The 17,267-nt window shown below is 60.6% G+C and carries 18 protein-coding genes; 16 read left to right on the top strand and 2 right to left on the bottom strand.

The features are described from left to right. Positions 1–133 precede the first annotated feature (133 nt). From eno to BJ928_RS26340, 13 genes are all read left to right on the top strand, one after another. Complete coding sequence (gene eno / locus BJ928_RS26400) at positions 134–1,408, top strand: phosphopyruvate hydratase (protein WP_047633301.1); 1,275 nt, start codon at positions 134–136, stop codon at positions 1,406–1,408. 220 nt (positions 1,409–1,628) lie between these two features. Beyond that, positions 1,629–1,940 (top strand): septum formation initiator family protein, encoded by a 312-nt coding sequence (locus BJ928_RS26395; protein WP_047633302.1) that lies wholly within the window; start codon positions 1,629–1,631, stop codon positions 1,938–1,940. Positions 1,941–2,097: 157 nt separating this feature from the next. Continuing rightward, positions 2,098–3,141 carry a pyruvate dehydrogenase (acetyl-transferring) E1 component subunit alpha gene (gene pdhA / locus BJ928_RS26390; protein WP_047633303.1) on the top strand — a complete coding sequence of 348 codons (1,044 nt, stop codon included), beginning with the start codon at positions 2,098–2,100 and terminating at the stop codon, positions 3,139–3,141. Positions 3,142–3,157: 16 nt separating this feature from the next. Continuing rightward, positions 3,158–4,540 carry a pyruvate dehydrogenase complex E1 component subunit beta gene (locus tag BJ928_RS26385; RefSeq protein ID WP_047633304.1) on the top strand — a complete coding sequence of 461 codons (1,383 nt, stop codon included), beginning with the start codon at positions 3,158–3,160 and terminating at the stop codon, positions 4,538–4,540. A gap of 15 nt (positions 4,541–4,555) precedes the next feature. Next, entirely contained in the window at positions 4,556–5,920 is a 1,365-nt protein-coding gene (locus BJ928_RS26380; protein ID WP_047633305.1) for a pyruvate dehydrogenase complex dihydrolipoamide acetyltransferase, read from the top strand. 25 nt (positions 5,921–5,945) lie between these two features. Further along, entirely contained in the window at positions 5,946–6,587 is a 642-nt protein-coding gene (locus BJ928_RS26375; RefSeq protein ID WP_047633306.1) for an SGNH/GDSL hydrolase family protein, read from the top strand. Positions 6,588–6,639: 52 nt separating this feature from the next. Then, positions 6,640–8,085: a dihydrolipoyl dehydrogenase gene (gene lpdA, locus BJ928_RS26370; protein WP_047633307.1), complete on the top strand. Its 1,446-nt coding sequence runs from the start codon at positions 6,640–6,642 to the stop codon at positions 8,083–8,085. Positions 8,086–8,140: 55 nt separating this feature from the next. Continuing rightward, on the top strand, positions 8,141–8,398 hold the full coding sequence (locus BJ928_RS26365; protein WP_047633308.1) for a GlsB/YeaQ/YmgE family stress response membrane protein: 258 nt from the start codon (positions 8,141–8,143) through the stop codon (positions 8,396–8,398). Between the two features lie 115 nt (positions 8,399–8,513). Next, complete coding sequence (locus BJ928_RS26360) at positions 8,514–8,762, top strand: GlsB/YeaQ/YmgE family stress response membrane protein (protein WP_047633309.1); 249 nt, start codon at positions 8,514–8,516, stop codon at positions 8,760–8,762. Positions 8,763–8,798: 36 nt separating this feature from the next. After that, positions 8,799–9,770: a lipoyl synthase gene (gene lipA / locus BJ928_RS26355; RefSeq protein ID WP_047633310.1), complete on the top strand. Its 972-nt coding sequence runs from the start codon at positions 8,799–8,801 to the stop codon at positions 9,768–9,770. A 157-nt stretch (positions 9,771–9,927) separates the two neighbouring features. Continuing rightward, a complete protein-coding gene (locus BJ928_RS26350; RefSeq protein WP_047633311.1) occupies positions 9,928–10,521 on the top strand; it encodes an ATPase AAA in 594 nt (197 codons plus the stop codon). A gap of 10 nt (positions 10,522–10,531) precedes the next feature. Continuing rightward, the gene (locus BJ928_RS26345; RefSeq protein ID WP_047633312.1) at positions 10,532–11,113 is read left to right on the top strand and encodes an ATPase AAA; all 582 of its coding nucleotides are present in this window, start codon (positions 10,532–10,534) and stop codon (positions 11,111–11,113) included. A 9-nt stretch (positions 11,114–11,122) separates the two neighbouring features. Beyond that, positions 11,123–11,569 (top strand): type II toxin-antitoxin system RatA family toxin, encoded by a 447-nt coding sequence (locus BJ928_RS26340; RefSeq protein WP_047633313.1) that lies wholly within the window; start codon positions 11,123–11,125, stop codon positions 11,567–11,569. 11 nt (positions 11,570–11,580) lie between these two features. On the opposite strand, the gene BJ928_RS26335 is transcribed toward BJ928_RS26340, so the two are convergent. Both BJ928_RS26335 and BJ928_RS26330 read right to left on the bottom strand, forming a co-directional pair. Next, the gene (locus BJ928_RS26335; RefSeq protein WP_082011907.1) at positions 11,581–12,078 is read right to left on the bottom strand and encodes a CinA family protein; all 498 of its coding nucleotides are present in this window, start codon (positions 12,076–12,078) and stop codon (positions 11,581–11,583) included. Further along, positions 12,075–13,295, bottom strand: coding sequence for a bifunctional 2-C-methyl-D-erythritol 4-phosphate cytidylyltransferase/2-C-methyl-D-erythritol 2,4-cyclodiphosphate synthase (locus tag BJ928_RS26330; protein WP_047633315.1), 1,221 nt, complete (start codon positions 13,293–13,295; stop codon positions 12,075–12,077). Before BJ928_RS26330 ends, BJ928_RS26335 begins: the two co-directional genes overlap by 4 nt. Before the next feature lie 221 nt (positions 13,296–13,516). Here BJ928_RS26330 and dusB point away from each other — a divergent pair, with 221 nt between their 5' ends. The 3 genes from dusB to ntrC are packed head-to-tail and all read left to right on the top strand — an operon-like array spanning position 13,517 to position 17,147. Next, complete coding sequence (dusB, locus tag BJ928_RS26325) at positions 13,517–14,545, top strand: tRNA dihydrouridine synthase DusB (protein ID WP_047633316.1); 1,029 nt, start codon at positions 13,517–13,519, stop codon at positions 14,543–14,545. Then, positions 14,542–15,699, top strand: a complete 1,158-nt coding sequence (locus BJ928_RS26320; protein WP_047633317.1) for a nitrogen regulation protein NR(II) — start codon at positions 14,542–14,544, stop codon at positions 15,697–15,699. The genes dusB and BJ928_RS26320 overlap by 4 nt, the downstream gene beginning before the upstream one ends. Beyond that, a complete protein-coding gene (ntrC, locus tag BJ928_RS26315) occupies positions 15,696–17,147 on the top strand; it encodes a nitrogen regulation protein NR(I) (protein WP_047633318.1) in 1,452 nt (483 codons plus the stop codon). Before BJ928_RS26320 ends, ntrC begins: the two co-directional genes overlap by 4 nt. Positions 17,148–17,267 lie beyond the last annotated feature (120 nt).

The raw sequence follows: 17,267 nt of genomic DNA, 5'->3' as shown, positions 1-17,267 counted from the left end.
CAACAGGCTGACATGAACTTGCGTTACGGGCCTGAGGGAGCGCCAGATCGAGGTGCGGATCGCCATTGTAATTTCCGCGCCTTCGATTAAGACGATTTAAATCGATTTATAAACCAGCGAGCAGGAAGCTATCATGACCGCAATCACCGACATTATCGCCCGCGAGATTCTCGACAGCCGTGGCAATCCGACTGTCGAAGTCGATGTCTACCTCGAAGATGGCAGCATGGGCCGCGCGGCGGTTCCGTCGGGCGCGTCGACCGGCGCGCATGAAGCCGTCGAGCTTCGCGATGGTGGCAAGCGCTACCATGGCAAGGGTGTCGAGAAGGCTGTCGAAGCCGTCAATTCGGAAATCTTCGATGCCATCGGCGGCATGGATGCAGAAAACCAGATCCAGCTCGACAACATCATGATCGAGCTCGACGGCACGCCGAACAAGTCGCGTCTCGGCGCCAATGCCATCCTCGGCGTTTCGCTCGCCGTTGCCAAGGCCGCCGCGCAGAGCGCCAACCTGCCGCTCTACCGCTACGTCGGCGGCGCTCATGCCCGTCTTCTGCCGGTTCCGATGATGAACATCATCAACGGCGGCGCTCACGCCGACAACCCGATCGACTTCCAGGAATTCATGATCCTGCCGGTTGGCGCAGAATCCATCCGTGAAGCCGTCCGCATGGGCTCGGAAATCTTCCACGTTCTGAAGAAGGAACTGGCATCGCAGGGCCACAACACCAACGTCGGTGACGAAGGTGGCTTTGCACCGGGCCTGTCCAGCGCTCCCGCAGCTCTCGACTTCATCATGAAGTCGATCGAAAAGGCTGGCTACAAGCCGGGTGACGAAATCGCTCTCGGCCTCGATTGCGCTTCGACCGAATTCTTCAAGGACGGCAAGTACGTTCTCGAAGGCGAGGGACGCACGCTGGAATCCGGCGCGATGGCCGAATATCTCGCTGAACTCGCCGCCAAGTACCCGATCGTTTCGATCGAAGACGGTATGGCCGAAGACGACTGGGAAGGCTGGAAGACGCTGACCGATCTGATCGGCAAGAAGACCCAGCTCGTCGGCGACGACCTGTTCGTTACCAACTCCGCCCGCCTGCGCGACGGTATCCGCATGGGCGTTGCCAACTCGATCCTCGTCAAGGTCAACCAGATCGGTTCGCTGACCGAAACCCTCGACGCCGTCGAAACCGCGCACAAGGCCAACTACACGGCCGTCATGTCGCATCGCTCGGGTGAAACGGAAGATTCCACGATCGCCGATCTCGCCGTTGCCACGAACTGCGGCCAGATCAAGACCGGCTCGCTGTCGCGCTCGGATCGTCTTGCCAAGTACAACCAGCTCATCCGCATCGAGGAAGCGCTCGGCCCGCAGGCAAAGTACGCCGGCCGCTCCATCCTGCGCGGCTGATAGCATCCCGCCGGATCTCTTCTGATCCGCAACGATGATCTTCGTTGAAATCGAACCGCGCCTTCGGGCGCGGTTTTTTGTTGCGCCACTCAGTTAGAGTCAACGGACGGTTAATCTCTGCCGGTTAATTTAGCTCTAGGTGTTTGATTTGATGTGATCTTGTTCGAGGCGACATTGGCTTTGGGGGAGGTTGCGTAAAGCCAGGGCGTGACGAGCGAGTATGTGGACAAAATATCATAAGAAGAGAAGGTTCGGCCGTCTCATCCTTCCCGCCATCACCATCGCTTTTGTGAGCTACTTCGGTTATCATTGCATTCATGGCGATTACGGCCTGAAGGCGACCGAGGTTTTCGAGCAGCGTCGCATCGACCGCGCCAAGGAACTGGCTGATCTCGTGGCCAAGCGCGAACACCTTGAAAAGGAGGTCGCGCTGCTCAGCGACGGCTCTTTGGACAAGGATATGCTCGACCAGTACGCGCGCTATCAGCTGACTTATTCCAAGGCGAACGAAATCGTCATCTTCAATAAATAGCCACAATTAACCGGATTTCGGTTAATCGTATTTTTGTAAGCGATATCAATGGCTTGCAAAGAATACGAGCCATGCAATTATAGCATTGCTGTGGCGAACAATCTTGCCTATGTTACGCCTCATTATAAAACGAGGCTACTCACACAGGGAGGGTTGAATGGCGCCGCGAAAAAACGCGACCGTTTCCAGCCGTAAGACAGCATCAAGGCCAGCCAAGGAAACCAATGGCGGTCCGATCGCAGATTTCGATCGTGATGCGGAGCTCAAGGCTTATCGTGAGATGCTCCTGATCCGCCGCTTCGAGGAAAAGGCCGGCCAGCTTTACGGCATGGGCTTCATCGGCGGCTTCTGTCACCTTTACATCGGCCAGGAAGCCGTCGTCGTCGGCATGCAGCTGGCGCTGAAGGATGGCGACCAGGTCATTACCGGTTATCGCGACCACGGTCACATGCTGGCAACCGGCATGAACGCGCGCGGCGTCATGGCCGAGTTGACCGGACGCCAGGGCGGCTATTCCCGAGGGAAGGGCGGCTCCATGCACATGTTCTCCAAGGAAAAGAATTTCTACGGTGGTCACGGCATCGTCGGCGCGCAGGTCTCGCTCGGCACCGGTCTCGGCTTTGCCAACTGGTATCGCGGCAATGACAATGTCAGCGTCGCCTATTTCGGTGACGGCGCTGCCAACCAGGGTCAGGTCTACGAAAGCTTCAACATGGCGCAACTCTGGAAGCTGCCTGTGATCTTCGTGATCGAGAACAACCGCTACGCCATGGGCACCTCGACGGCTCGCGCCACCGCACAGGCCGATTTCTCCAAGCGCGGCGCTTCTTTCGGCATTCCCGGCATCCAGGTCGACGGCATGGACGTTCGCGCTGTCAAGGCTGCGGCTGACGAAGCCGTTGCGCATTGCCGCTCCGGCAAGGGCCCGATCATCCTGGAAATGCTGACCTACCGCTACCGTGGTCACTCCATGTCCGACCCGGCCAAGTACCGTTCCAAGGACGAAGTGCAGAAGATGCGCTCCGAGCATGACCCGATCGAGCAGGTTCGTGTTCGCCTTCTCGAAAAGGGCTGGGCGACCGAGGATGATCTGAAGGATATCGACAAGGATGTCCGCGACATCGTCGCCGACAGCGCCGATTTCGCCCAGAACGATCCGGAGCCGGATGCATCCGAGCTCTACACCGACATTCTGCTCTAAATCGGGGAGGGACACTATGCCCATCGACATTCTCATGCCCGCCCTTTCTCCGACCATGGAAGAGGGTACCCTTTCGAAATGGCTCAAGAAGGAAGGCGACAAGGTCGTTTCCGGTGATGTCATTGCCGAAATCGAAACCGACAAGGCCACCATGGAAGTGGAAGCCGTCGACGAAGGCATCATCGGCAAGCTGCTGGTCGACGCCGGTACCGAAGGCGTCAAGGTAAACGCCAAGATCGCGATCCTGCTGCAGGACGGTGAATCGGCCGATGCCATTTCGTCCGCAAAGGCAGCACCCGCTGCCGAGCCGGCTAAGTCCGAAGCTCCTGCCGCCGCTCCGGCTCCGGCAGCTGCACCGGTTCCCGCCCAGCCGAAGGTTGCCGCCGCTGCCGATCCGGAAATTCCGGCCGGTACCGAAATGGTATCGATGACGGTGCGTGAAGCGCTGCGCGACGCCATGGCCGAAGAAATGCGCGCCAATCCGGACGTTTTCGTCATGGGTGAGGAAGTGGCCGAATACCAGGGCGCCTACAAGGTGACCCAGGGTCTGCTGCAGGAATTCGGCGCACGCCGCGTCATCGACACCCCGATCACCGAGCACGGCTTTGCTGGTATCGGCGTCGGCGCCGCGATGGCCGGCCTCCGGCCGATCGTCGAGTTCATGACCTTCAACTTCGCCATGCAGGCGATCGACCAGATCATCAACTCCGCCGCCAAGACGCTCTATATGTCCGGCGGCCAGATGGGCGCTCCGATCGTCTTCCGCGGTCCGAACGGTGCCGCAGCTCGCGTCGGCGCCCAGCACAGCCAGGACTATGCGTCCTGGTACAGCCACATCCCGGGCCTCAAGGTCGTCATGCCCTACACGGCAGCTGACGCCAAGGGCCTGCTGAAGGCTGCGATCCGCGATCCGAACCCGGTCATCTTCCTCGAAAACGAAATCCTCTACGGTCAGCACTTCGATGTGCCGAAGCTGGATAATTTCGTTCTGCCGATCGGCAAGGCCCGCATCCACCGTCCGGGCAAGGACGTGACGGTCGTGTCGTTCGGCATCGGCATGACCTATGCCACGAAGGCTGTCGCCGAGCTGGAAGCCCAGGGCATCGATGTCGAGCTCATCGACCTGCGTACCATCCGCCCGATGGATCTTCCGACGATCATCGAATCGGTCAAGAAGACCGGCCGCCTGGTCACCGTCGAGGAAGGCTATCCGCAGTCCTCCGTCGGCACGGAAATTGCCACCCGCGTCATGCAGCAGGCCTTCGATTATCTCGATGCGCCGATCCTGACGATCGCTGGCAAGGACGTACCCATGCCCTACGCCGCCAACCTCGAAAAGCTGGCGCTCCCGAGCGTCGCTGAAGTGGTCGATGCGGTGAAGGCCGTTTGCTACAAGTAAGGGGAGGGCTCATCGATGCCTATCAACATCACTATGCCTGCCCTCTCGCCGACCATGGAAGAGGGTAACCTCGCCAAGTGGCTGGTCAAGGAAGGCGACAAGATCAAGTCCGGCGATGTCATCGCCGAGATCGAGACTGACAAGGCAACGATGGAAGTCGAGGCTGTCGATGAGGGCACGGTCGCCAAGATCGTCGTTCCCGCCGGCACCGAAGGCGTGAAGGTCAATGCCCTGATCGCCGTGCTCGCCGCCGATGGCGAGGATGTTGCGGCGGCGGCTTCCGGCGCTGGCGCCGGTGCTGCTCCGGCTGCCAAGGAAGCTCCGAAGGCAGAAGCGGCCCCTGCGGCCGCTCCCGCTGCAGCGCCTGCTCCGGCAAGCGTTTCGGCTCCTGCTGCACCTGCTCCGGTGGCATCCGCTCCTGCTGCAAACGACGGTCATCGTACCTTCGCATCTCCGCTCGCTCGCCGTCTTGCCAAGGAAGCCGGCATCGACGTATCGGCGGTTTCCGGCACCGGCCCGCATGGTCGCGTCATCAAGAAGGACGTGGAAGCTGCTGTTTCTGGCGGCATCGCCAAGGCTGCTCCGACAGCCGCACCGGCCGCACAGCCGGCTGCTGCTGCTCCGGCCGCACCGAAAGGCATGTCCGACGACGCCGTCCTCAAGCTGTTCGAGCAGGGTTCCTACGAACTCGTGCCGCATGACGGCATGCGCAAGACCATCGCCAAGCGCCTGCAGGAATCCAAGCAGACGATCCCGCACTTCTACGTCTCGGTCGATTGCGAACTCGACGCGCTGCTGGCTCTCCGCACGCAGCTCAACGATTCCGCTCCGAAGTCGAAGGATGGCGTTCCGGCCTACAAGCTCTCGGTCAACGACATGGTCATCAAGGCCCTGGCGCTGGCGCTGCGCGATGTTCCGGATGCCAACGTCTCCTGGACCGACAGCAACATGGTCAAGCACAAGCATGCCGATGTCGGCGTTGCCGTCTCCATTCCGGGCGGCCTGATCACGCCGATCATCCGCAGCGCCGAGCAGAAGACGCTCTCGACCATCTCCAACGAGATGAAGGACTACGGCAAGCGCGCCAAGGAGCGCAAGCTGAAGCCCGAGGAGTATCAGGGCGGTACGACCGCTGTGTCGAACATGGGCATGATGGGCGTCAAGAACTTCGCCGCCGTCGTCAACCCGCCGCACGCGACCATTCTGGCCGTCGGCGCTGGCGAACAGCGCGTCATCGTCAAGAAGGGCGAAATGGTGATTGCCAACGTGATGACCGTCACGCTGTCGACCGACCATCGCGCCGTCGACGGTGCGCTCGGCGCCGAGCTTCTGGCAGCCTTCAAGGGCTACATCGAAAATCCGATGGGGATGCTCGTCTGAGCCTTGTTCTGACACGGAGGCATGAATGACCAAGACTGTTCTGTGTTACGGCGACTCGCTGACATGGGGCTACAGTGCCGAAACGGTCGGCCGTCATGCCTATGAAGATCGGTGGCCGAGCGTGCTGCAAAAGGCGCTCGGCGATCGGGTACGCGTCATCCCGGAAGGGCTGAACGGCCGGACGACTGCTTTCGACGATCATCTTGCCGATTGCGATCGCAACGGCGCGAGGATCTTGCCGACGATCCTGCAGAGCCACAATCCGCTCGATCTCGTCATCATCATGCTCGGCACCAACGACATGAAGCCGGTTGTCGCCGGTTCGGCCTTTGCCGCCCTGCAGGGCATCAGCCGCTTGGTCCAGCTGGTGCGCAATCATGCCTGGGGGTTCGACTACGAGGTGCCCGATATCCTGATCGTCGCCCCGCCGGCAATCACCGAAACGGCCAATGCCGCCTTTGCGGCCAGCTTTCTCGGTGCTGTCAAGGAATCGGGCAAGCTGCCGACGCTTTATGGCGATCTGGCAGATGAACTCGGATGCGGCTTCTTCGATGCCAATACGGTCGCCGTCACCACGCCGCTCGATGGCGTGCATCTCGATGCGGAAAACACCCGGGCGCTCGGTCGCGGCCTCGAGCCGATCGTGCGGATGATGCTCGGTCTCTGATAAATTCAAGGCGCCGGCTCTGACCCGCCGCCAGCAATAAGGCAGGAAACACATGGCTGAGAATTACGACGTCATTATCATCGGCTCCGGTCCCGGCGGTTATGTCGCCGCCGTGCGCGCCGGCCAGCTTGGTCTGAAGACCGCAATCGTCGAGCGCGAGCACCTGGGCGGCATATGCCTCAACTGGGGCTGCATTCCCACCAAGGCGCTGCTCCGTTCGGCTGAAATTCTCGATCATTCCAACCATCTGAGGGATTACGGCCTCGTTCTCGAAGGCAAGGTGAGCGCGGATGTGAAGGCGGTCGTCGCCCGTTCGCGCGGCGTTTCCGCCCGCTTGAACACCGGCGTCGGCTTTCTGATGAAGAAGAACAAGGTCGACGTGATCTGGGGCGAAGCCAAGATCACCAAGCCCGGCGAGATCGTCGTCGGCAAGTCGACCAAGCCCGTCGTCGAGCCGCAGCATCCGCTGCCGAAGAACGTCAAGGGCGAGGGCACCTATACCGCCAAGCACATCATCGTTGCGACCGGCGCCCGTCCGCGCGCGCTGCCCGGCATCGAGCCGGATGGCAAGCTGATCTGGACCTATTTCGAGGCGCTGAAGCCGGACTTCCTGCCGAAGTCGCTGCTCGTCATGGGCTCGGGCGCCATCGGCATCGAATTCGCGAGCTTCTATCGCTCGATGGGTGTCGACGTTACCGTCGTCGAAGTCATGCCGACCATCATGCCGGTCGAGGATGCCGAAATCTCCGGTATCGCCCGCAAGCAACTCGAAAAGCGCGGCCTGAAGATCTTCACCAAGGCGAAGGTCACGAAGGTCGACAAGGCTGCCAACTCGATCACCGCCCATGTCGAAACCGAGGACGGCAAGGTTCAGCAGATCGTTGCCGACCGCATGATCTCGGCCGTTGGCGTGCAGGGTAACATCGAAAACCTCGGTCTCGAGGCGCTTGGCGTGAAGACCGACCGCGGCTGCGTCGTCATCGACGGCTACGGCAAGACCAATGTTCCCGGCATCTATGCGATCGGCGACGTCGCCGGCCCTCCGATGCTGGCGCATAAGGCCGAACATGAAGGCGTTGTCTGCATCGAGAAGATCGCCGGACTGCCGAATGTTCACCCGACCGACAAGGGCAAGGTCCCGGGCTGCACCTATTGCCATCCGCAGGTCGCCTCCGTCGGCCTGACGGAAGCCAAGGCCAAGGAACTCGGCCGCGATATCCGCGTCGGCCGCTTCTCCTTCGCCTTCAACGGCAAGGCGATCGCGCTTGGCGAAGATCAGGGTCTCTGCAAGGTCATCTTCGACAAGAAGACCGGCGAACTCCTCGGCGCGCACATGGTCGGCGCCGAAGTCACGGAACTCATCCAGGGCTTCGTTGTCGCCATGAACCTGGAGACGACGGAAGAAGAACTGATGCACACGATCTTCCCGCATCCGACCGTTTCGGAAACGATGAAGGAAGCGGTGCTCGATGCCTATGGCCGGGTGCTGAACGCTTGATAATTTCCTGCCATGCCCTTTATCCAGGGGGTGGAAAACAGGAAAGGAAATCAACATGTCTATCGCAGCGGAAGGTTGGATCGTCTTTCTTCTTGTCGGCCTGGTGGCGGGTTTTCTCGCCAGCCTGATCGTCGGCGGTGGCGGCGGCTTGATCGGTTGCCTGGTGAGCGGCGTGATCGGCGCCTTCGTGGGTGGCTTCCTGTTCCATTATTTCGGGATTTCGCTCGGTATTCAGAATGCGTTGGTGGTGGAGGTTATCCATGCCACCGTCGGCGCGATCGTCGTGGTGCTGCTGGCGAGATTGATCGCCTAGAGCAACTCCAGGAAAAGTGCGTAGCGGTTTTCCGTCCGGAATTGCGCAAAGACAAAAGGATAGAGCATTTCCGTCACTTCAGTTGAAATGGAAATGCTCTGAGATCGGGGATGCGATGGAAAGTGTCGGTTGGCTGGGTCTGATCATCATCGGCGGTCTTGCGGGCTGGCTCGCGGGCAAGCTGATGGATGCGCGCTACGGCATCATCCTGAATATCATCCTCGGCATCGCCGGCTCGGTGGTCGCTGCAGGGCTGATGACAGCCCTACATGTCGGCATACCCGGCGGCCGGCTCGGCTTTTTCATCACTGGTTTCATCGGTGCATGCATTCTGATATTCCTCGCCAAATTCGCTCGGCGATGAAGGGCCGCATTTCAAGCGGCGGAAAGTAGACGTCTTATGGTCACCATTCTCGACACGATCAACCCCGAAGCCAAGCGCGTCCGGCATCCGGAGAAGGCGCACCGCCCGGATACGGAAGTCCTGCGCAAGCCGGACTGGATTCGTGTGAAGGCGCCGACATCGAAGGGCTATGCCGAAACCCGTTCGATCGTGAAGGAGCACAAGCTTGTCACGGTCTGCGAAGAGGCTGGCTGCCCGAATATCGGCGAATGCTGGGATAAGAAGCACGCCACTTTCATGATCATGGGCGAGATCTGCACGCGCGCCTGTTCCTTCTGCAACGTCGCGACAGGCAAGCCGAACGCTCTCGATATGGCCGAACCGGAAAATGTCGCCAAGGCCGTCAAGGAAATGGGCCTTAGCCATGTCGTCATCACCTCGGTCGACCGTGACGACTTGGCAGACGGCGGCGCCGAGCATTTCGAGAAGGTGATTTGGGCAATCCGCGCGGCCTCGCCAAACACCACCATTGAGATCCTGACGCCGGACTTCCTGAAGAAGCCGGGCGCGCTGGAGCGCGTTGTCGCCGCCAAGCCCGACGTTTTCAATCACAATCTGGAAACCGTGCCCGGCAACTATCTGACGGTTCGGCCCGGTGCCCGTTACTTCCACTCCGTTCGCCTGCTGCAGCGGGTCAAGGAACTGGACCCGACCATGTTTACCAAGTCGGGCATCATGGTGGGCCTCGGCGAAGAGCGCAACGAAGTGCTGCAGCTGATGGACGACCTGCGGACCGCCGATGTCGACTTCCTGACCATCGGCCAGTACCTGCAGCCGACGCGCAAGCATCATCAGGTGATGAGCTTCGTGACGCCGGAGGAATTCAAGTCCTACGAGACTGTGGCTTATACCAAGGGTTTCCTGATGGTCGCTTCCAGCCCGCTGACGCGCTCCTCGCATCATGCCGGTGACGATTTCGAGCGTCTGCGTGCGGCTCGCGAAAAGAAGCTGCTGCTGGCTGCCGAATAAGCGCACCGAGATTACATCCTGTCATCCGAACGAGCCGCGGCGATTGTGCCGCGGTTTTTGTTCGCGCTGTCATTTGCTTGTCATTAATGCGGCCTAGGGAACACGCCGCCGTTTGTTACCGGTTTCGGCGCTTTAGAATCGACTATGGAGCTGAACCGTGGAGCAAACTCTTGCGCCGCAGGCGCTTGTTCGTGCTGTCGACATAGATCAGGCGGCTCGCATCCTCGAAAAGGCAGATCGTGTTCTTGTCATCGGCTGTTCCGGCACCGGCAAGAGCACGCTCGCACAGGCGATCGCATCGCTGCGTGTGTTGACCTATGTTTCGATGGATCGCGATATTTTCTGGCTGCCCGGCTGGAAATCACGGCCGCGGCCGGAAGCCATTGCGCTGATCGAGCAGGCGGTTGCCGGACCACGCTGGATTATGGACGGCAACAGCCCCAGCACGTTACCGCTGCGGCTGCCGCGCACCGATATCGTCATATGGCGAAGGCCGCCGCGGTACGTGGCATTGAGAGGCGTCATTTCGCGCTGGCTGCGCTACAGGGGCCATTCCCGGCCCGAAATGGCACCGGGATGCCCCGAGCGGCTGGATTGGAAATTCCTGCGCTACATCTGGACGTTCGAACGCGACGAGGCGCCGCAGTTTGAGGGCATGCTGGCGCGGCACGGCGGAAATGTGCCCGTCGTGACGTTGAAATCCTATCGTGATGGCGAGGAACTGCTGTCGCTTCTCCGAAGCAAGATCTGAGAGGGTTGTCATGGATCAGGTTATGATGCCGTTGTTGCGTAATCTCGCCGAAGCAGCCGATCATATCCGCCGCGCAGATCGGATCATGGTCATGGGGTGCTCCGGCGGCGGCAAATCGACCCTGTCGCAGAAGATCGCTGCTCGCTTCGGCCTTACCTATGTCTCGATCGATCGCGACGTTCTCTGGCTGCCGGGCTGGGTCGAGCGCGCAAAGGACGAGCAGCGCGCCATCATTGCCTCCAAAGTTCAGGAACGGCGTTGGATCTTTGATGGCACGAACCCCTCGACATTCGATCTCCGCTTGCCGCGCACCGATCTTGTCATATGGGTGAGGGTACCCCGCCTCGTGTGCATCTGGGGCGCGGTCTCGCGCTGGATCAAATGGATGGGCCGTACGCGGCCGGAAATGGCGCCCGGCTGCATCGAGAAGGTCGATTGGGAGTTTCTGCGGTTCATCTGGACGTTCGAGGAGAAATTTGCGCCGAGAGTTCTGGCCGGCCTCGCACAACATGGTCCCGATGTCCCAGTCTTGCAGCTGAAATCCCGCGGCGAAATGCGTCAGCTTCTTGATCTTCTTGGCCGTCCTGCTTAATTGCGGCTCATGCCTCAGTTCGAAACCCATCGCCCCGTTCCGCATTCACCCGATCAGATGTTCGACCTCGTCGCCGACGTGGAACGTTACCCGGAGTTCCTGCCGCTGTGCGACGCGCTCACGATCCGCAGCCGCAAGGAGCGCGACGGTAAGATCCTGCTGATTGCCGATATGACCGTCGGCTACAAGGCGATCCGCGAGACCTTCACGACGCAGGTGCTGCTGAACAAGGCCGAACGAGCGATCGATGTGAAATATATCGACGGCCCGTTCAAATATCTCGACAATCGCTGGCGCTTTACGCCATCGGAAAACGGCGGCTGCGTCATCGATTTCTTCATCGACTATGAGTTCAAGAGCCGTATCCTCGGCGCCCTGATGGGGTCGATGTTCGATCGTGCCTTCCGCATGTTCACGGATGCCTTCGAGACACGCGCCAACAAGATCTATGCCTGAAGCCTCGCTGGTTATCGACCGAGCGTAACAAGCATCTCCAGCGCAGTGTTCAAGGTAGCGAGCCGAACCTTGTCGCGGCCGATATCGCCATAGCGCATTTCGTGATGGATGAGGCCGCCGCTCCGCGCCTTGGCGGCGAGATGGACGAGCCCGACAGGCTTTTCCGCAGAGCCGCCGCCAGGGCCGGCAACACCCGTTACCGCCACGGCGAAATCCGCCCGGGAACGGAAAAGGGCGCCATGCGCCATCTGTAGCGCCGTTTCCTTCGACACCGCGCCGAATTGCGCGAGCGTCTGCTCCTGAACGCCGAGCATCTCCATCTTGGCGGTGTTGGTGTAGGTGACGAAGCCGCGGTCGACGACGGCGGACGAGCCGGGAATTTCCGTCAGCGCGCCGGCGATCAGGCCGCCAGTGCAGGATTCGGCCGTCGCGACCATCCAGCCCTTAGCTGTGAAGTCGGTGACGATCTTCTGAGCGAGTGCGATAATCTCATCGGGAAAATGCATTATGCCTTGCCTCCGCGATAGACGACGGTCGCCGTCGCGATGGCTGCTATGCCTTCGCGGCGGCCGACGAAGCCGATTTTCTCGTTGGTGGTTGCCTTGACCGAGCAGCGATCGATGCTGATGCCCAGGAACTCCGAAAGCCTGGCGCGCATGACATCGCGATGCGGCCCGACCTTCGGCGCCTCTGCGATCAGGGACACATCGGCATTCATGATGGTGCCGCCGCGCTCGCGCACGATCTTGGCCGCATGTTCGATGAAGATCCGCGACGGCGCACCCTTCCATTGCGGATCGGAGGGCGGGAAATGATCGCCGATATCGCCTGCGCCGCATGTGGCGAGCAGGGCATCCGTCAGGGCATGCAGGGCTACATCGGCGTCCGAATGCCCCTTCAGCTTCTGGTCGTGCGGAATGAAGACGCCGCAAAGGGTCACGCCGTCGCCGGGCTCCAGCTGATGCACGTCATAGCCGTTGCCGGTGCGCACGTCGGGCAGTAGCGCCGCGCTGAGCTTTTCGTCGGCCATGGCAATATCCCTTTTGATGGTCAGTTTTACGTTGTCGGCGCTGCCGGTCACCAATGTCACCGGCAGGTTACACCATTCCGCGATCGCCGCATCGTCGGTAAAATCGCTTTTGTCGTCGGCTGCCGCTTTCTCATGCGCCGCGAGAATATCGTCGTAGCTGAAGGATTGCGGCGTCTGCGCGGCGTGAAGTCCGGCGCGGGGCACGGTCTCGACCACCAGGCCGTTTGCGTCACCACGCTTCAGCGTGTCGGTGACGGGCATGGCGGGCAGCACAGCCGGCGCGCCAGCTGCAAGCGCGGCTGCGACGCGATCCAGCAGATCATGGTCGAAGAAGGGTCGGACCGCGTCGTGGATCATGACATGCGTCACGCCGCTCGCCTTTAGCTGCCGCAGTCCGGCAAGTACGGATTGCTGGCGCGTTGCGCCGCCGAAGGCGATTTCGACCTCGGGCAGACCCGCAACTTGCTCCAGCGCCGAGCGAAGCAGCTTTTCATCGTCACGATGAATGACGACAACGATCTTCGACGCCTGCGGCCATGTCACGAATCTTTCAAGCGTATGCGCAATAACCGCTCTGCCGCCGATCGGGCGATATTGCTTGGGGCCTTCTTCGGGAGAACCCGCCCGTTCGCCGCGCCCGGCGGCAACGATTACGATTCCCACTGACAGCGGTTGCGTTGAATGCATTTGCGTCATAAACCCCCGAAAGATGAAAGGCTCGGTCTCCGGCATGGCTTTGAAAAGCGTAAGGCTTTTCTTTGTACAAGCACATGCTAAATAGATCGCCGAAACGGACCGTGCTGATGCAGGGTCTATCTCCTCAACTCAGAACTTTCCAGCATTTGCCCAAAAAATATCGGGGCTGTCCGAAACCCCTTGGCAAACTTTCAAAGCGTGTCTAAAAATAGTGCAGATGTATGGTGTGCCCGAAAGATAATCATTTGCTTTCTTCCAAGCTTGCAGCTCCATTTTCCATCGGTTCCGTATCCATCCGAAATCGCGTGATCCTGGCGCCGATGTCGGGCGTGACCGATCTGCCTTTCCGGCAGCTTGCCTTGCGTTACGGTGCCGGTCTGGTGGTTACGGAGATGGTGGCAAGCCGCGAGCTGGTGCAGGACACGGCGGAATCCTGGGCGCGTTTGAGAAGCGCCGGATTGAAGCCGCATATGGTGCAGCTTGCCGGCCGCGAGGCGCATTGGATGGCTGAGGCCGCCAAGATCGCTGCCGATAACGGAGCCGATATCATCGATATCAATATGGGTTGCCCGGCCAAGAAGGTCATAGGCGGCTATTCCGGCTCGGCGCTGATGCGTGATCCCGATCATGCGCTGACACTGATCGAAGCAACCGTCGGTGCCGTGAACATTCCCGTGACGCTGAAGATGCGGCTCGGCTGGGACGAGAATACGATCAACGCGCCGCATATTGCCCGGCGGGCCGAGGAGGCCGGTATCCAGCTCGTCACCATCCACGGCCGCACGCGCATGCAATTCTATGAGGGCAGGGCGGATTGGGATGCGATCCGCGCCGTCAGCGATGTCGTCTCCATTCCGCTCGTTGCCAATGGCGATGTCGAAACGATTGAGGATGCGGAGGAAATCCTGCGCCGTTCCGGTGCTGACGCCGTCATGATCGGTCGAGGCTGCCAGGGCCGTCCGTGGCATGCGGGCGTTCTCGCCGGTCATCGCGAGCCGGGCCGTGAGGAGATCGTCGAGATCGCACTCGAACATTACCGGATGATGCTGGAATTCTATGGCGAAGCCGTAGGCATCCGCCATGCCCGCAAGCATCTGGCCTGGTATCTCGATCGCTATGCGCCGGCGACGACGGGCGCCGACAAGGCAAAAATCATGACCTCGAAAGAGAGTGGCGAGGTGGCTGCATCCTTCCATGCCGCACTGCAGGCAGGCGCCGATCTCGCTCAATGCGTCCAGGAGGCTGCATGACTTCGAAACCCAGCTCCGGAGGCGGGGACAACACGGCCAATTCCGTGGCCATGGCCGTCCTCAACGCGATACAGAATCCCGTCGTCATGGTTGACGAAGCGGGCCTGATCGCCTTTGCCAACTGGGAGGCGGAAGCTTTCTTCGGGGCCAGCGCCTCGCACCTGTCACGCTACAAGATCTCCAGTTTCATCCCGTTCGGCAGCCCCTTGCTTGCCCTGATCGACCAGGTGCGTGAGCGCCGCGCGCCGGTCAACGAATACCGCGTCGATCTGAGCTCGCCGCGTCTCGGCCAGGACAAGCTGGTGGACCTCTATGTCGCCCCGGTTTCGAGCGATATCGGCTCGGTGGTGGTGGTGTTTCAGGAACGCTCGATGGCCGACAAGATCGACCGGCAACTGACGCATCGCGCCGCCGCCCGTTCCGTCACCGGCCTTGCCTCCATGCTCGCGCATGAGATCAAGAACCCGCTCTCGGGCATTCGCGGCGCCGCTCAGCTGCTCGAACAGTCCGTTGAGGACGACGACCGCGCCCTGACGCGCCTGATCTGCGACGAGACCGATCGCATCGTCTCGCTGGTCGACCGCATGGAGGTCTTCTCCGATGAACGGCCGGTCGATCGTGTACCTGTCAACATCCATTCCGTGCTCGATCATGTGAAGGCGGTTGCCAAGGCTGGTTTCGCCCGCAACATCAAGCTTTCCGAAAACTACGATCCCTCGCTGCCGGCGGTTTTCGCAAACCGGGATCAGCTCGTGCAGGTCTTTCTCAATCTGGTTAAGAATGCCGCTGAAGCGGTCGGAGACCGTCAGGACGGCGAGATCATGCTGACGACGGCCTATCGCCCCGGTATCCGGCTTTCTGTTGCCGGTACGCGCGAAAAGATCTCGCTGCCGCTGGAATTCTGCGTAATCGACAATGGTCCTGGCGTGCCCGCCGATCTCGTGCCGCATCTCTTCGATCCGTTCATCACCACCAAGACGAACGGAACTGGCCTCGGTCTCGCGCTGGTCGCCAAGATCATCGGCGATCATGGCGGCATCGTCGAATGCGACAGCCAGAACCATCGCACCACATTTCGTGTTCTGATGCCCGCCTCCAAGGGCATCACCCTAGAAGATGCCCCCTTTCCGAACTCTACAGGGACTACTCGATGACAGCCACGATCCTTGTCGCCGATGACGATGCGGCCATCCGCACCGTGCTCAACCAGGCCCTGAGCCGCGCGGGTTACGACGTACGCATCACGTCGAACGCCGCCACGCTCTGGCGTTGGGTATCGGCCGGCGAAGGCGACCTCGTTGTAACCGACGTCGTCATGCCCGACGAAAATGCCTTCGATCTGCTTCCGCGCATCAAGAAGGCGAGACCGGATCTGCCCGTTCTGGTCATGAGTGCGCAAAACACGTTCATGACGGCGATCAAGGCATCGGAGAAGGGCGCCTACGACTATCTGCCGAAGCCGTTCGACCTGACGGAACTGATCGCGATCGTTGGCCGCGCATTGTCGGAGCCGAAGCGCAAGCCGACCAAGATCGATGACGACATGCAGGATGGCATGCCGCTCGTCGGCCGCTCCGCCGCCATGCAGGAAATTTACCGCGTGCTTGCGCGCCTGATGCAGACCGACCTGACGCTGATGATCACAGGCGAGTCCGGTACCGGCAAGGAGCTGGTGGCGCGCGCGCTCCATGACTACGGCAAGCGCCGCAACGGGCCGTTCGTCGCCATCAACATGGCCGCGATCCCGCGCGACCTGATCGAATCCGAGCTCTTCGGCCACGAAAAGGGCGCTTTCACCGGCGCGCAGACCCGGTCGACGGGCCGCTTCGAACAGGCGGAAGGCGGCACGCTGTTCCTCGACGAAATTGGCGACATGCCGATGGATGCGCAGACGCGTCTGCTGCGCGTGCTGCAGCAGGGCGAATACACGACCGTCGGCGGTCGTACGCCGATCCGTACCGACGTTCGCATCGTTGCCGCCACCAACAAGGATCTGAAGCAGGCGATCAATCAGGGTCTGTTCCGCGAAGATCTCTACTACCGCCTCAACGTCGTGCCGCTGCGCTTGCCGCCGTTGCGTGACCGCGCCGAGGATATTCCCGATCTCGTGCGTCATTTCATCACTCAAGCTGAAAAGGAGGGCTTGGGTTCCAAGCGCTTCGATCAGGAAGCGCTCGAGCTGATGAAGGCCTATCCCTGGCCGGGCAATGTTCGCGAGTTGGAAAACCTGATCCGTCGGCTGATGGCGCTCTATCCTCAGGATGTCATCACCAAGGAGATTATCGATGCGGAACTGCGCGCCGATGTGCCCGACAGTCCGATCGAAAAGGGGCCGGTGCGCACGGGCACGATGAGCATCGCCCAAGCGGTGGAGGAGAATATGCGGACCTATTTCGCCGGCTTCGGCGAGAACCTGCCGCCACCCGGCCTCTACGACCGCGTGTTGACCGAAATGGAATACCCGCTGATTCTCGCCGCCCTGACCGCCACGCGCGGCAATCAGATCAAGGCAGCCGATCTTTTGGGCCTGAATCGCAATACGCTGCGCAAAAAGATCAGAGAACTGGGTGTTTCGGTTTACAGAAGCTCGCGCACGGCTTGACAAGCCAAGCCGATGCGTTGCATTTTCGCCACAATGCGTTGCTTAAAGGTCACGCAGCAGATTCGTCGTTTTTGCGGTGGCGATTCATCTGACCCATTCTCGTCAGAACGAGAGTCCGTC

The sequence above is a fragment of the Rhizobium sp. WW_1 genome (assembly GCF_003610155.1).
GTDB lineage: Bacteria > Pseudomonadota > Alphaproteobacteria > Rhizobiales > Rhizobiaceae > Rhizobium > Rhizobium tropici_A.
Note: the sequence above shows the minus strand (reverse complement) of the source record. Positions and strands in the feature narration are given on the sequence as shown.

What these genes read in the sequence shown, in the direction of transcription:
- eno (WP_047633301.1), top strand. Translation starts at nt 134, where the DNA reads ATGACCGCAATCACCGACATTATCGCCCGCGAGATTCTCGACAGCCGT.
- BJ928_RS26395 (WP_047633302.1), top strand. Translation starts at nt 1,629, where the DNA reads ATGTGGACAAAATATCATAAGAAGAGAAGGTTCGGCCGTCTCATCCTT.
- pdhA (WP_047633303.1), top strand. Translation starts at nt 2,098, where the DNA reads ATGGCGCCGCGAAAAAACGCGACCGTTTCCAGCCGTAAGACAGCATCA.
- BJ928_RS26385 (WP_047633304.1), top strand. Translation starts at nt 3,158, where the DNA reads ATGCCCATCGACATTCTCATGCCCGCCCTTTCTCCGACCATGGAAGAG.
- BJ928_RS26380 (WP_047633305.1), top strand. Translation starts at nt 4,556, where the DNA reads ATGCCTATCAACATCACTATGCCTGCCCTCTCGCCGACCATGGAAGAG.
- BJ928_RS26375 (WP_047633306.1), top strand. Translation starts at nt 5,946, where the DNA reads ATGACCAAGACTGTTCTGTGTTACGGCGACTCGCTGACATGGGGCTAC.
- lpdA (WP_047633307.1), top strand. Translation starts at nt 6,640, where the DNA reads ATGGCTGAGAATTACGACGTCATTATCATCGGCTCCGGTCCCGGCGGT.
- BJ928_RS26365 (WP_047633308.1), top strand. Translation starts at nt 8,141, where the DNA reads ATGTCTATCGCAGCGGAAGGTTGGATCGTCTTTCTTCTTGTCGGCCTG.
- BJ928_RS26360 (WP_047633309.1), top strand. Translation starts at nt 8,514, where the DNA reads ATGGAAAGTGTCGGTTGGCTGGGTCTGATCATCATCGGCGGTCTTGCG.
- lipA (WP_047633310.1), top strand. Translation starts at nt 8,799, where the DNA reads ATGGTCACCATTCTCGACACGATCAACCCCGAAGCCAAGCGCGTCCGG.
- BJ928_RS26345 (WP_047633312.1), top strand. Translation starts at nt 10,532, where the DNA reads ATGGATCAGGTTATGATGCCGTTGTTGCGTAATCTCGCCGAAGCAGCC.
- BJ928_RS26340 (WP_047633313.1), top strand. Translation starts at nt 11,123, where the DNA reads ATGCCTCAGTTCGAAACCCATCGCCCCGTTCCGCATTCACCCGATCAG.
- BJ928_RS26330 (WP_047633315.1), bottom strand. Translation starts at nt 13,295, where the DNA reads ATGACGCAAATGCATTCAACGCAACCGCTGTCAGTGGGAATCGTAATC.
- dusB (WP_047633316.1), top strand. Translation starts at nt 13,517, where the DNA reads ATGGTGTGCCCGAAAGATAATCATTTGCTTTCTTCCAAGCTTGCAGCT.
- BJ928_RS26320 (WP_047633317.1), top strand. Translation starts at nt 14,542, where the DNA reads ATGACTTCGAAACCCAGCTCCGGAGGCGGGGACAACACGGCCAATTCC.
- ntrC (WP_047633318.1), top strand. Translation starts at nt 15,696, where the DNA reads ATGACAGCCACGATCCTTGTCGCCGATGACGATGCGGCCATCCGCACC.